Origin of the sequence: Variovorax sp. Root434 (genome assembly GCF_001426595.1) — a bacterium.
In the GTDB taxonomy this organism is placed as follows: Bacteria; Pseudomonadota; Gammaproteobacteria; order Burkholderiales; family Burkholderiaceae_C; genus Variovorax.
In genome coordinates, this window is sequence record NZ_LMEK01000003.1 from 146,666 (window position 1) to 159,360 (window position 12,695).

General features: G+C 69.4%; 15 protein-coding genes. 7 read left to right on the plus strand and 8 right to left on the minus strand.

What is annotated here, in order from left to right; translation table 11 throughout:
- Positions 1 to 59: 59 nt before the first annotated feature.
- The gene (locus ASD05_RS05365) at positions 60 to 1,298 is read left to right on the plus strand and encodes a THUMP domain-containing class I SAM-dependent RNA methyltransferase (RefSeq protein ID WP_056588682.1); all 1,239 of its coding nucleotides are present in this window, start codon (positions 60 to 62) and stop codon (positions 1,296 to 1,298) included.
- Here ASD05_RS05365 and ASD05_RS05370 read toward each other — a convergent pair.
- Positions 1,284 to 1,748: a surface-adhesin E family protein gene (locus ASD05_RS05370; protein WP_056588684.1), complete on the minus strand. Its 465-nt coding sequence runs from the start codon at positions 1,746 to 1,748 to the stop codon at positions 1,284 to 1,286. The two genes, ASD05_RS05365 and ASD05_RS05370, sit on opposite strands and share 15 nt — an antisense overlap.
- Before the next feature lie 113 nt (positions 1,749 to 1,861).
- Here ASD05_RS05370 and ASD05_RS05375 point away from each other — a divergent pair, with 113 nt between their 5' ends.
- Entirely contained in the window at positions 1,862 to 2,290 is a 429-nt protein-coding gene (locus ASD05_RS05375) for a putative toxin-antitoxin system toxin component, PIN family (protein ID WP_056588686.1), read from the plus strand.
- A gap of 2 nt (positions 2,291 to 2,292) precedes the next feature.
- Here the strand turns inward: ASD05_RS05375 and ASD05_RS05380 are convergent, their stop codons facing one another.
- A complete protein-coding gene (locus ASD05_RS05380; protein WP_056588688.1) occupies positions 2,293 to 3,210 on the minus strand; it encodes a hypothetical protein in 918 nt (305 codons plus the stop codon).
- Complete coding sequence (locus ASD05_RS05385; protein ID WP_007829896.1) at positions 3,207 to 4,904, minus strand: FMN-binding glutamate synthase family protein; 1,698 nt, start codon at positions 4,902 to 4,904, stop codon at positions 3,207 to 3,209. The genes ASD05_RS05380 and ASD05_RS05385 overlap by 4 nt, the downstream gene beginning before the upstream one ends.
- Before the next feature lie 55 nt (positions 4,905 to 4,959).
- Here ASD05_RS05385 and ASD05_RS05390 point away from each other — a divergent pair, with 55 nt between their 5' ends.
- The gene (locus ASD05_RS05390) at positions 4,960 to 5,751 is read left to right on the plus strand and encodes a UPF0149 family protein (RefSeq protein ID WP_056588690.1); all 792 of its coding nucleotides are present in this window, start codon (positions 4,960 to 4,962) and stop codon (positions 5,749 to 5,751) included.
- A gap of 305 nt (positions 5,752 to 6,056) precedes the next feature.
- Here the strand turns inward: ASD05_RS05390 and ASD05_RS05395 are convergent, their stop codons facing one another.
- From ASD05_RS05395 to ASD05_RS05410, 4 genes are read right to left on the minus strand one after another with little or no spacing between them, the layout of a single operon-like run.
- Entirely contained in the window at positions 6,057 to 6,374 is a 318-nt protein-coding gene (locus tag ASD05_RS05395) for a GNAT family N-acetyltransferase (protein ID WP_056588694.1), read from the minus strand.
- Complete coding sequence (locus ASD05_RS05400; RefSeq protein WP_056588697.1) at positions 6,371 to 6,865, minus strand: nuclear transport factor 2 family protein; 495 nt, start codon at positions 6,863 to 6,865, stop codon at positions 6,371 to 6,373. Before ASD05_RS05400 ends, ASD05_RS05395 begins: the two co-directional genes overlap by 4 nt.
- A gap of 29 nt (positions 6,866 to 6,894) precedes the next feature.
- Complete coding sequence (locus ASD05_RS05405) at positions 6,895 to 7,422, minus strand: CinA family protein (protein ID WP_414930037.1); 528 nt, start codon at positions 7,420 to 7,422, stop codon at positions 6,895 to 6,897.
- Between the two features lie 5 nt (positions 7,423 to 7,427).
- A complete protein-coding gene (locus ASD05_RS05410; protein ID WP_082571963.1) occupies positions 7,428 to 7,955 on the minus strand; it encodes a phosphatidylglycerophosphatase A in 528 nt (175 codons plus the stop codon).
- A gap of 173 nt (positions 7,956 to 8,128) precedes the next feature.
- Between ASD05_RS05410 and ASD05_RS05415 the strand changes: the two genes are divergently transcribed.
- Together ASD05_RS05415 and ASD05_RS05420 are read left to right on the plus strand one after the other, a co-directional pair.
- Entirely contained in the window at positions 8,129 to 9,580 is a 1,452-nt protein-coding gene (locus ASD05_RS05415; protein ID WP_056588707.1) for an MFS transporter, read from the plus strand.
- A 127-nt stretch (positions 9,581 to 9,707) separates the two neighbouring features.
- Entirely contained in the window at positions 9,708 to 10,418 is a 711-nt protein-coding gene (locus tag ASD05_RS05420; protein ID WP_056588710.1) for a DUF3053 domain-containing protein, read from the plus strand.
- A 22-nt stretch (positions 10,419 to 10,440) separates the two neighbouring features.
- Here ASD05_RS05420 and thiL read toward each other — a convergent pair whose 3' ends face one another.
- Entirely contained in the window at positions 10,441 to 11,397 is a 957-nt protein-coding gene (gene thiL, locus ASD05_RS05425; protein WP_056588835.1) for a thiamine-phosphate kinase, read from the minus strand.
- A 121-nt stretch (positions 11,398 to 11,518) separates the two neighbouring features.
- On the opposite strand from thiL, the gene ASD05_RS05430 reads away from it, so the two are divergent.
- Together ASD05_RS05430 and ASD05_RS05435 are read left to right on the plus strand one after the other, a co-directional pair.
- Complete coding sequence (locus ASD05_RS05430; RefSeq protein ID WP_056588713.1) at positions 11,519 to 12,466, plus strand: hypothetical protein; 948 nt, start codon at positions 11,519 to 11,521, stop codon at positions 12,464 to 12,466.
- Entirely contained in the window at positions 12,463 to 12,687 is a 225-nt protein-coding gene (locus ASD05_RS05435; protein WP_056588717.1) for a hypothetical protein, read from the plus strand. Before ASD05_RS05430 ends, ASD05_RS05435 begins: the two co-directional genes overlap by 4 nt.
- Positions 12,688 to 12,695: the final 8 nt, after the last annotated feature.

Below are 12,695 nucleotides of genomic sequence, written 5' to 3' on the forward strand. Positions count from 1 at the left end.
GGTGCGTGACGCGGCGACAATGGAGTCCCCTAGTCGGGCTTCCCGATGGCCAATTTTTTGTGAACGATCTCTCTCTTTTCCTGCCTTGCGCCGCCGGCGTCGAGGAATTCCTCGCCCAGGAGGTGCACGCCCTGACCGGCCGCGCCGGGCAAGACCTGCTCACGCTGCGCGGCGGCGTGCGCGTGCGTGCCGACTGGCGCGACGCCCTGAAGCTCAACCTGCACAGCCGGCTCGCGCAGCGCGTGCTGGTCGAGCTGGCCCACGCGCCCTACCGCAACGAGAACGACCTCTACGCCATCGCCAACGGCGTGGCCTGGGAGATCTGGTTCACGCCGAAGCAGACCTTCAAGATCGAGACCACCGCCCAGCACAGCCCGCTGCAGAGCCTGAACTTCGCCACCCTGCGCATCAAGGACGCCATTGCCGACCGCTTTCGCGCCAAGGCCAACGGCGTGCGCCCGAGCATCGAGACCCAGTGGCCCGACTGCCGCGTGTTCGCGCACCTGACCACCGACACCTGCACGCTGTACATCGACACCTCGGGCGAGCCGCTGTTCAAGCGCGGCTGGCGCCAGGACAAGGGCGACGCCCCGCTGAAGGAAACCCTGGCCGCCGCCATGCTGGCCGCCAGCGGCTGGTGGAACCCCGAGACCGGCGAAGTGTCCACGCAGCCGCTGTACGACCCCTGCTGCGGCAGCGGCACCATCGCCATCGAGGCGGCGCAGATCGCGCGCGGCATCGCGGCCGGGTCGCTGCGGCGCTTCGGGTTCGAGAAACTGCTGCCGTTCCAGGCGCATGTCTGGAACGCGATCAGGCAGGAAGCCGAGACCGCCGTGCGCGAAGGCAGCGTGGCGATCTTCGGCTCCGACGTGTCGCACCGCATGGTCGACTTTGCCGAACGCAATGCCGAGCGCGCCGGTGTGGCGCAAGCGGTCGAGTTCCGTGGCGGCGATGCCTTGCAGCGCATGCCCCCGGCCGAAGGCGGCGTGATCGTGCTCAACCCGCCGTACGGCGAGCGCATCGAAGTGGGCGGCGTGGCCGGCACGGGCCGTTCCGGCGCGCGCGAATCGGCGCAGACCGCGCAGGGCGAGGGGAGTGACGGCGGCGAGTTCTTCCCGCAGCTCGCCACCCACTGGAAGAAGAACTACGCCGGCTGGACCGCCTGGGTGCTCACGCCCGACCTGAAGCTGCCCAGGCAGATGCGGCTGAAGGAGTCGCGCCGCGTGCCGATGTGGAACGGGCCGATCGAGTGCCGGCTGTTCCGCTTCGACATGGTCGCGGGCTCAGCGCGGAAGTAGCGCGCCTTCGGGCCGCGGCTGTTCCCTGGCTTCCTTGGGCCGGACGGCGCAGGCCGCGTTGACCGTGCGCATGACGAGATCGCGCGCGCCGCCCAGCATCACGGGATGGATGTCGTCCTCTTCGAAATGCCTCACCGCGACGGGTTCGCCGACGAAGTCCGGATGGCCGAAGTAGGTGGCGCTCACGTAGCGCGCGCTGCGGGTTTCGCAATCGACCTTGGCACGGGCCTGGAAAGAGCGGAACCGGATGCCGTCGCGTTCCGTGCGGTCCTCCGGCAGGCTCATGCGCAGGCTCACGAGCCGGTTCGATCCTTCCACCTCGACGCTGGTCGGCTCCACCTGCACGTAGCTGCTGGCGGCATCGCCGGGCGTGCCCGACAGGGTCAGCCACTCGGCCCGCACTCCCGCGGACGCGAGCACGACGAGACAGAGCAGCGGGAGACGTTTCATGAAGGAAGGGCGGGGGTGGGCAGGCAACGGCCTATTTTCGTCGGGCGGGCCGACAAGGGCCTGACTCCGGCCCTGCATGGTGCAACATCGGCGATATTCCCCCTGCACATTCCATGACGCTGACAGAATCCGGCCCCGTCGTCATCGACACCAACATCGCGCTCGACCTGCTGGTCTTCGAAGATCCGGCCTGGGGAGCGTTGACCGCGCGGCTTGCCGCGGGCGAACTGCGCTGGCTGGCCACGGCAGCCATGCGCACCGAACTCGAACGCGTGCTGGGCTACCCGCTGATCGCCCGGCGCATGGCGCAGCGCGGGCTGGAAGTGCCGGCGGTGCTGTCCGATTTCGATGCGCGGGTGCGGATGGTGGAAGGCACTCCGCCGCGCGCGCCCTGCGTGTGCAGCGACCCCGACGACCAGGTGTTCATCGACCTGGCCGTGGCGCACGGCGCACTGCTGCTGAGCAAGGACCGGGCGGTGCTGTCGATGAAGAAGCGGCTGGCACTGCGCGGTGTGGCGGTGCAGGCGGCGTTCGCGCCTTAGCCTTAGTTCGGGAGCGCGGGCGGCGCCAGGTGCCACTGCCCCAGCAACCGTGCCACCGCCCGCACCCGCTGCGTATCCCGTCCCCATCGCCGGCTCGCCGGCAGCTTCTGCGCCCACTTCATGCGCCGGGCTGCATTCGCGATGCGCTCGCGCACCTCTTCGTTCACGCCGGCCAGCGCCGCATGCCAGTGCTGTCCCGCGGCCTGCGGCGCGGCGGCTTCCAGCATCATGGCCGTGGAGTGCAGGTAGCTCAGCCAGTCGCGCGCCTGGCATTCGGCCAGCGTCATGACCTCAGCCGGGTCGTCCTCGAAATCGATGTAGCCGATCACGCCGTCGGGGCACTGCACGAGGTTGCGGTCGAAGGCCTGGCTCAGGTGCTGGCCGCGCATGTGCACGGCGGCAATCGCGGCAAGGCCTTCGCGCCACACGGCCAGCAGCGCGGCGGGACCGGCGGCGGCGGCCTGGTCGAGCCGCTCCTGCAGCACGACCGTCGCGCGGCCGCTTTCGCCCAGGTCCGAGATCAGCAGGCCGTCCGGCTGCTGCGCCAGCACCACCGGCACGCGCAGGCCCGCGGCCGCGAGCTGCTTGAGCCGCCGAGCCTCGGTTGCGATGGCCGCTTCGCCGCCCGGGTTGGGCACCGGCTTGATGATGTCCAGCCCCGCCATGCGCGCCACGGCCGCCATCACGCGGTAGCCCCATTTGCCGTGCCGGGGCCCGGCCTTCTTGAGCCACACGCGCTCGCTGCCGAAGCGGTGGCTCGCCACGTTCTTCTCCTGCCGCGGCAGGGTGGTGCGCAGGAACTCCGCGTAGTCGCCGGGTGCCGGCGGGTTCGGCAGGAGCGCGTCGAGGGGCGCGGGCGCCGAAGCTGCGCCCTTGCGCGATTGCAGGCGCCCGTTGGCGCCTCGTCTCAAAGGATTCATGCGGCCAATGCAAAGCCCGCCACCAGCCCGTGCGGGGCCTGCGTCACGGGTTGGAAGCTCTCTGCGCTGGCCAGCGGCCAGTAGGTTCGGAAAACATTGTGCTGCTCGTCGAGCGGGCCGAGCAGGGCGCCCGGCTGCACCTGCATCACCAGGTTGCTCAACAGGCGCACCTCGGTGTCGGAGATGCGGCGCACGATGTGGTGCGCGGTGATCTGCTGCGGATGGTCGAGGCCCGCGGCCTGCACCAGCTCCTGCAGCGCATGCAGCGTGCTGCGGTGGAAGTTGCGCACCCGGTCGGCCTTGGTCGGCACCACCAGCGCCTGCTGGCGCAGCGGGTCCTGCGTGGTCACGCCCGTGGGGCAATGGCCGGTGTGGCAGCTCTGTGCCTGGATGCAGCCCAGCGCCATCATGAAGCCGCGCGCCGCGTTGCACCAGTCGGCACCCAGCGCCATCATGCGGGCCACGTCGAAGGCGGTGATCACCTTGGCGGCGCAGCCGATCTTGATGCGGTGGCGCAGGTTCACGCCGATCAGCGTGTTGTGCACCAGCAGCAGGCCTTCCTGCAGCGGCGCGCCCACGTGGTCGCTGAACTCGACCGGCGCCGCGCCGGTGCCGCCCTCTGCGCCGTCGACCACGATGAAATCGGGCGTGATGCCGGTGGCCTGCATCGCCTTGACGATGCCGAACCATTCCCACGGGTGGCCCAGGCAGAACTTGAAGCCGGTCGGCTTGCCGCCCGACAGCTCGCGCAGCCGGGCGATGAAATGCATCATCTCGGTCGGCGTGGAGAACGCGCTGTGCGACGAGGGCGAGATGCAATCCACGCCCACCGGCACGCCCCGCGCCGCCGCAATCTCGGGTGTGACCTTGGGGGCGGGCAGCACGCCGCCGTGCCCGGGCTTGGCGCCCTGGCTCAGCTTGATCTCGATCATCTTCACCTGCGGGTCGCGCGCGTTGGCGGTGAAGCGTTCCTCGTTGAAGCTGCCGTCGTCGTTGCGGCAGCCGAAGTAGCCCGAGCCGATTTCCCAGATCAGGTCGCCGCCATGCACGCGGTGGTGCTGCGAGATCGAGCCCTCGCCGGTGTCGTGCGCAAAGCCGCCCATCTGCGCGCCCTTGTTGAGCGCGAGGATCGCATTGGCCGACAGCGCGCCGAAGCTCATGGCCGAGATGTTGAACACACTGGCGCTATAGGGCTGCGTACAGAGCTGCTCCGGATTGGCGCCGACCGGCTGCGGCGTGCCGCCGATCACGATGCGGAAGTCGTGGTTCGCGAGCTTCGTGGGCTGCATCGAATGGTTGATCCACTCGTAGCCCGCGATGGTCACGTTCAGCTGGGTGCCGAAGGGCCGGTTGTCCGGGTCGCCCTTGGCGCGCTGATACACCAGCGAGCGCTGGGCGCGCGAGAACGGCGCGGCTTCGGAGTCGCTCTCGATGAAGTATTGCCGCATCTCGGGGCGGATGAACTCCAGCAGAAAGCGCAGATGGCCGATGACCGGGTAGTTGCGCAGGATCGCGTGGCGCGCCTGCCGCAGGTCGTGCACGCCGGTACCTGTAAGTACCGCGAACACGGCAACGCCGGTCCAGGCCAGCCACAGGTGCGGCGACACCAGCACGAACGCCAGGCAGGCCGCCAGACCGGCCACGCACAGGGCGAAGGCGCTGTAGCGCGCCGGAAACGGAATAATCGTGGGCATAGAAGTAGTCTCGACCGGAGCCTGCTGCATCATAGAGGGCTGCCCCGAACTTGCCATGACGACCATTCCCGACCCCATTTCGCCTTCCGAAGCCCCCTCCGCAGCCCGTACACCCCTCGGCCCCGACGATTTCGACGCTCTCGACCAGGCGCTCGACGCCATGCGCGAGCACGACGAGGAAATCCCCCAGTGGGAGTTCTGCGAAGGCTTTATGGCCGCGCTGATCTGCACCCGCCGGCCCATCATGCCCTCCGAATACTGGCCCGTGCTGCTGGGCGACAGCTTCTCCTCGGCGCAGCACATGGAGTTCGTCTGGAACTGGAAGCGCCGCTGGATCGAGATCGAGGAGGGCCTCGACGCCCCGGTCGAAACCCTCGACGACGAACGCAGCTGGCAGCCCGAGGTGCTCGACACCCGCGGCGCCATTGCCTCGCTGCCCGAGGAAGAACGCGCCGAAGTCGCCGGCGAAGCCATTCCGTCCTTCGCGCAGGTCTGGGCGCTGGGCTTCATGTACGCGGTCGAGAACTGGCCCGAAGACTGGGCCACGCCGCGCGACAAGGACGCCGCGCGCATGCTCGACGACGCGCTCGACAACATCGTCGCCCTGACCGAGGACGACACCGCGAAGCCCACGTTGTCGATGTACAGCGACGACGCCCCGCCCAGCGTGAGCCAGCAGCGGCTCGACGATTTCGGCGCCGCCATCTGGGCCGTGTACGACCTGCGCCAGCTCTGGAAGAGCCTGGGTCCGAAGGCCGAGACCATCCGCAAGGAAGCCACGCCCGGGCGCAACGATCCGTGTCCTTGCGGCAGCGGCAAGAAGTACAAGAAATGCCACGGTGAATGACCTGGGGCGTTTGACGGGGCGTGTTCTTCGGGGCGCGATCACGCCGACGCGGTGACCTTTTTCGCGAATGTCCCCCGCCCTTCGGGCTCCTCCTTTATTTCGCGAAAAGGCCCCCGCATCGGCGTGATCGTTCAGAGCACTGGTTGATCAGCGGAACAACGGCCGCGCTCGTCGTGCGCAGGGCACCGGGTGCTCCCCGCAGCGAAATAAAGGAGGAGGGCGAAGCCCGGGGGACATTCGCGGAGGGGAGTACCCGGTGGCCTGCGCACACGCCCCGAACAACGCAGCTTCAAGGCGAGCCCTGTTCAGATCTTGAAGGCGCGTTGAATATCCGGCCGCACGAGGTCAGCGTACTCGCGATGCTTGCGGATGTAGCCCGCGATGAACTGGCACACCGGGATCACATGCAGCCCCTTCTCGCGCGCCTCGTCGAGCACGTGCCTCGCGATGCCCGAGCCCACGCCCTTGCCTTCGTGCTCCGGCAGCACCTCGGTGTGCGTGAACATGATCGCGTCGGTCAGCAGGTTGTATTCGGCATAGGCGGCGAGTTTGCCGTCGAGCACGGCCTCGTAGCGGTGCTGCGCTTCGTTGTTGGAAAAGGCGAGGGCGGTGTTGTTGCTCATGGCTGGCGTGCAAGAAAAGTGGCGAGGTTGGCTGCGGCGGTGGCGCGCACCTTGTTGCGCAGCATGGGCGTCCAGCCCAGCAGCAGGCCCGGCGTGCCGAGCGCCTGGCGCGACCAGGTCCAGAACGGGAAGCTGTCGCGGTGCGTCGCGATCAGCCCCTCGGGCGTGAAGGTGAAGTGCGCGTCGATGCTGTTGTCGACGAGGCGGCCGGTCGCACTGAAGCGGTAGTGCGCATCCCAGTGGGCGCTGCCACTGGTGTCGTCCGCCTTCACGTCGCGCCAGGTCAGGCGCCACACGTCGGCGCCCTTGGCATGCGTGGCCGAGGTCAGCATGCGCCACATGCCGCCCACCTCGCGCTGCCCGCGCAGCGAGAAGGCCTCGTCGTCGAACACCGCATCGCTGGCATAGCAGGCCTTCATGGCGGCGCCGTCGAGCTTCGCGAAGGCGCTGTAGAAGCGCTCGATGGTCTGGGCATTGGTGGCTGCTGTCATGAGTCCTCTTGGGTTTGTGAAAAATCGGGTCAGCGGCCGAGCAACTCGACCAGCGTCTGCAGTGCGTACCGCACCGTGGCCGCGCGCACCGTGGCGCGGTCGCCGTCGAAGCGGCGGCGCTCGGTGCGCACGTCGCCATCGACCGACCAGCCGAACCACACCGTGCCCACCGGCTTGTCGGGCGTGCCGCCGGTCGGCCCCGCCACGCCGGTCACGGCCAGCGCCACGCGCGAAGGCGACGAATGCGCGATCGCGCCCGTGGCCATCGCGCGCGCCACCGGCTCGCTGACCGCGCCGTGCGCCGCGATCACCGCCGCGTCCACGCCCAGCAGCTCGGTCTTGGCCTCGTTCGAATAGGTGATGAAGCCGCGCTCGAACCACGCGCTCGAACCGGCCAGCTCGGTGCAGGCCGCGCCGATCAGCCCGCCCGTGCAGCTTTCGGCGGTGGCCAGCATCCAGCCTTTTTGCTGCAGCAGACCGGCCAGCGCCACGACCAGCGCGGGCGTGTCGTGGTCCGCGAGCGTCGGCAACGTCGAAGAAGAAAAGGAAGAATCCATCGGGTTCACCATGCGCGCCAGAGTGCAATGACCAGCAGCGTGCAGAACGCCGCCACCAGGTCGTCGAGGATGATGCCGAAGCCCGCGTGCCACCAGCGCACCTGCGCCGCGTCGCGCTGCTTGAACAGCGCATCGGCCCAGGCCACCGGGCCGGGCTTGGCGGCGTCGAAATAACGGAACAGCGCGAAGGCGATGGCCTGCGCGAGGAGGCCGGCCGGCGTCACTAGCCAGAGCACGATCCAGAAGGCGATCACCTCGTCCCACACCACGGCGCCGGGGTCGGCCACGTTCATGTCGCGCGCAGTCACGGTGCAGGCCCACCAGCCGATGGGCAGCGAGGCCGCGATGATCCAGCCGATGGTGGCCGGCGTGAACCACAGCTGCATCACCGAGAACGCCGCCCAGGCCCACAGCGTGCCCACGGTGCCGGGCGCGATGCGCGGCAGGCCCGAACCGAAGCCCAGCGCGATGAAGTGCGCGGGATGCGAGAGCAGAAAGCGCAGCGTGGCGCGGCGCATCGAGGGTTGGGGCATGGCGCCGGAGATGGTGGTCGTGGAGGAAGAAGAAGCGGCTTGCATCGGGGCAGGAGTGTCGCGCATCCGGGCCGGCACCGGTTCGGCGCAGTTTCTATTTATCAAAGCAATAGCTTGTTTAATTGGTGCTCCTCGCCTAGCATCCGGGCTTCTTTCCGACTTCGTTGCTTGCCATGTCCTCCTCCTCCTCTGCCGCGCTGCGCCCCCCACCTCCCACTGCCGCATGGAGCGAGCTGTTCAGCGGCCGCAACGGCTGGCGCGCGCTCGCGCTGACCGGCGGCGTCGCGTTGCACGCCGTCAACGTGCACATCGTGACCACGGTGCTGCCATCGGTGGTGCGCGAGATCGGCGGGCTCGACTGGTATGCCTGGAGCACCACGCTCTTCGTGGTCGGCTCGATCCTCGGCGCCACGCTGTCGGTGCGGCTGCTCGCGGTGCTCGGCCCGCGCGGTGCCTGCCTGGCCGCGCTGGCGGTGTTCGCCGCCGGTTCGGCAGGCTGCGCGCTCGCGCCGGCCATGCCGTGGATGCTCGCGGGGCGCGCGGTACAGGGATTGGGCGGCGGGTTGCTCGCGGCGCTGAGCTACGGGCTGATCCAGCTGGTGTTCGAGCAGCGGCTGTGGCCGCGCGCGGTGGCGCTGGTGTCGGGCATGTGGGGCGTCGCCACGCTGTGCGGGCCGGCCGTGGGCGGGCTGTTCGCGCAGGCCGGGCATTGGCGCTGGGCCTTCTGGTTCCTGCTGCCGGTGGCGGCGGCGCAGGCATTGCTGGTGCTCGTGCAATTGCGGCCCGAAATGGGCGTGAAGTACGCGCGGCCCGCCACGCCGCCGCGTGTGCCGACGTTGCAGATCGGCCTGCTTGCGGCTTCGGTGCTGGTGATCGCCGCCAGCGGTTTGGGGTCCGACCTGCTCTGGCAGGCCGTCGGCCTGGCACTGGGCCTGGCCATCGGCTTCGCGGCCACCCGCATCGACAGCCGCGCCGCCGTGCGCGTGCTGCCGCGCGGCGCGTATGCGATGAGCGCGCCGCTGGGCGCCATCTATGCGAGCGTGGCGCTGCTGCTGATCGGCACGGAAACCGAGATCTTCGTGCCGTACTTCCTGCAGCTGCTGCACGGCCATTCGCCGCTCATGGCGGGTTACCTCACGGCCGCGATGGCGGGCGGCTGGAGCGCGGGTTCGCTGCTGTCCTCGGGCCGCAGTGGCGCGGGAGCCGACCGCATGCTGCGCGCCGGCCCGGTGATCTGCACGCTGGGGCTGCTGGCACTCGCGTGGCTGCTGCCGCCGCAGGAATTCTTCGGTGCCGGTTTCGAGACCCTGCTGATCGCTGTCGCGCTGGCGGCCGTGGGGCTCGGCGTGGGCATCGGCTGGCCGCACCTGATCACGCGCGTGATGTCGCTGGCGCCCAAGGGCGATGAAGGCCTGGCCTCCGCTTCGATCACCACCGTGCAGCTCTACGGCATGGCCGTGGGCGCGGCCGTGGCCGGACTGGTGGCGAATGCGGCGGGGCTGACCGTGCCGGGCGGTGTCGAAGGCGCGCAATCGGCGGCCGTCTGGCTGTTCGCGGGTTTCGCGCTTGCGCCGGCCGCCGCGGTGTGGCTCGCATACCGCGCTGTCGCGAAGCGCGGCTGGTGAGCGGGCCGGCAAGAGTTCAGGCGACCACGCCTTACCGGGCCAGCGCCCGCTAGCGCGCGCCTTCATCGAGGCCGTGAAGCGCTCCCTATAATTTTTGCCACCACAACATACGGGAGGGCCTCTGCCCATGAGAACTTTCATTCAACGTCTCGGGGCCCTGTCGCTCCTCATGGCCTTCAGCCTTGCACTGGTCGCCTGCGGCAACAAGGAAGCCGAGCAGCGCAAGGCCTTCACGGCCTTCCTGCAGACCCGCGTGCTCGACAAGCCCGGCCTGCGCGTGCCGGTGCCCACGGAGGAAGAGAAAGCCTCCTTCGGCGACTACGCGAAGCACTACGCGGTGATCACCGATTTCAACGAAGGCATGAACAAGTCGGTGAGCCAGCCCATGACGCAGATCATGGCCAAGGGCGCGCTGCGTTCCATCGCCGACCTGGCCTCGCGCCGCGACGACCTCAAGGCCGCGAAGGACGGACTGAACGGCCTGCGCACCGCGCTCGACCAGCAGACCGCCAAGGCCGATGCCGCGCACGCGCAGCTCAAGCAGCCCGACGACCTGAAGCCGGTGTACGACAAGGCCTTCGACAAGACCGTGACCGCGCCGGCCGGTACCTTCAAGGAAGTGTTCCCCGCGCTCGACACGGTGTTCGACAGCGCGCTGACCATCGGCGACTTCCTGGAAAAGAACAAGTCGAAGATCCAGGTTTCGGGCACCACGGTCACCGTGACCGACCCAGCCGTGCAGGCCGAGCTCAACAAGATGCTTCAGCAGCTGAACGGGCAATCGGCTGCGATCAACGCGGCACAGCGAAAAATGCAGGCGATGGTGCAAGGCTCCTGAGCCGCGCGCACGGCTCAGGCCTTCAGACGAAGTGGTCGAAGGAGCCGAAGCGCTGTGACACCGGCGCGCCGGCTGCATCGACGATGCGCAGGCCGGCATCGGCCTCGATGCGGCCGATGCGCGTGACGCAGGTGGCGCTGTCTTCCCCGGCTTGCTCGACGGCGGCGCGCGCCGACGGCGCAGCGGTGAAGACCAGTTCGTAGTCGTCGCCGCCCGAGAGCGCGCAGGTGCGCAGGATCTCGGTGCTCAGGCTGGGGGCCTCCACAGCGATCAAGGCCGTCGCCGCATCGGCATCGAGCGTGGCACCCACACCGCTCGAGGCGAGGATGTGGCCCAGGTCGCCGATCAACCCGTCGCTCACGTCCACCGCCGACGAGGCGATGCCGCGCAGCGCCAGCCCGAGCGCCACGCGCGGCGTGGGTTGCTCCATGCGCGCGCGGGCCGACTCGAAGGCTTCGGCCGGCAGCGCGACCGTGCCGCGAAAGGCTTCGAGCGCCAGCCGCGCGTCGCCCAGCGTGCCGCTCACCCAGATGTCGTCGCTCGCGCGCGCGCCCGAACGCAGCAGCGCCGCGCCGGCCGGCACCTCGCCGAACACCGTGATGCAGATGTTGAGCGGCCCGCGCGTGGTGTCGCCGCCCACCAGCTCGCAGCCGTGCGCGTCGGCCAGCGCGAACAGGCCGCGCGAGAAGCCTTCGAGCCAGGGCTCGTCGACGCCCGGCAGTGCCAGCGCGAGCGTGAAGGCCAGCGGCTTCGCGCCGCAGGCCGCAAGGTCGCTGAGGTTCACCGCCAGTGCCTTGTGGCCCAGCCGAGCCGGATCGACGGTCGAGAGAAAGTGCCGGCCCTCGACCAGCATGTCGCAGGACACGGCGAGCTGCATGCCCGGTGCCGGCGCGAGCAATGCGCAGTCGTCGCCCACGCCGAGCGGGGAGCGCACGGCGGGGCGCTTGAAGTAGCGTGTGATCAGGTCGAATTCACCCATGCGGCGAGCATAAGCGGTGGCCGCGGCACCGGCTGCAGGCACGGCGGCGCGGTTCGGGTAGATTCGCCGTGGCGCCCGCCTTTCACTGCCGAAGTCTTCTTGAAATAGAAAGTTCTCGACCATGGCTGAAACCGTTTCCGTGTCACCCGCCACCATGTCCACGACCGAGCGCGTCGGCGAGGCGATGCGCAGGGCCCTGCCCCTGCTGCCCGGCGAGGCGCGCCAGACCGTCGAGGCCATGCTGGAGCCGGCCGCGCTGGCCATCGTGGCCGCCACGCTGGTCGTGTGGGCCGGCTCGCACTTCTTCGGTGTCGGCGAGGTGGTCGACGTGATCCTGCTCGTGGTGGGGTTCGCCGCGCTCGGCACGGCGGTGTTTTCGGGCGCCAGCGAGCTTTACGACTTCGCGCAGAAGTCGGTCAACGCCAGCTCCGATGCCGATCTCGACGAGGCCGCGAAGCACTTCGCCAAGGCGGTGATGCTGCTCGGCATCTCCACGATCCAGGCCCTGCTGCTGCGCGGTGCGGTCAAGCCAGTGGTGGCCCGCGGCATGCCCAGGATCGAGCCGCTGCCCGATGTCGGCCTGCCGCCGCCGCCCGGTGGCCCCCGCCTGCAGCTGAGCCGCCCGCGCTCGATTGCTGGCGGCGCGCTCGGCGGCACCGACATGTACGGCGCCGTCACCGTCGCGCGCAACCAGAGCCTGACGGAGCAGCGCATCACGCTGTTCCACGAACTCGTGCATCGCTACTTCGCGCCGCGCACCGGCCCGCTGCGGCAATTGCGCGCGCAGCTGCGATGGAATGCCTATTCCAAGTCCGCGCTGCTGCGCTACCTCGAAGAGGCGATGGCCGAGGGCTACGGCCAGCTGCGCGTGCACGGGCTGGCGCAGGCGCTCGGGGCCTATCGCTTTCCGGTCCAGTTCGGCTATGTCACCGTCTCGCAGATGCAGGTCGAAGGCATGGCGATCGGCACCATCATCCTGGGCGGCACCAGCTTCTGGGTCAGCGTGAGCGACGGGCCGATCCCGCCGAACGCTGCGCTGCCACCGCTGCCGCCGCCGGGGTCGCGATGATCGACGAGAAAGAGGCCATCGCTCTGGCGCGCGCTGCCGCCACGGCGGCTGGCTGGGCCTTCGTCGAGCCGGTGCAGGCGCGGCTGCGCAAGCCCTGGTTCGGCGAGGGCGCGGGGCGTTGGGAGATCAACAGCAACGCGATGGCGTTCGGTGCGCGTGCGCGCTTCGTGATCGATGCGGTCGACGGCCGCATCCTCGACAAGGGCTACATCCCGCGCTGAAGGCCGCG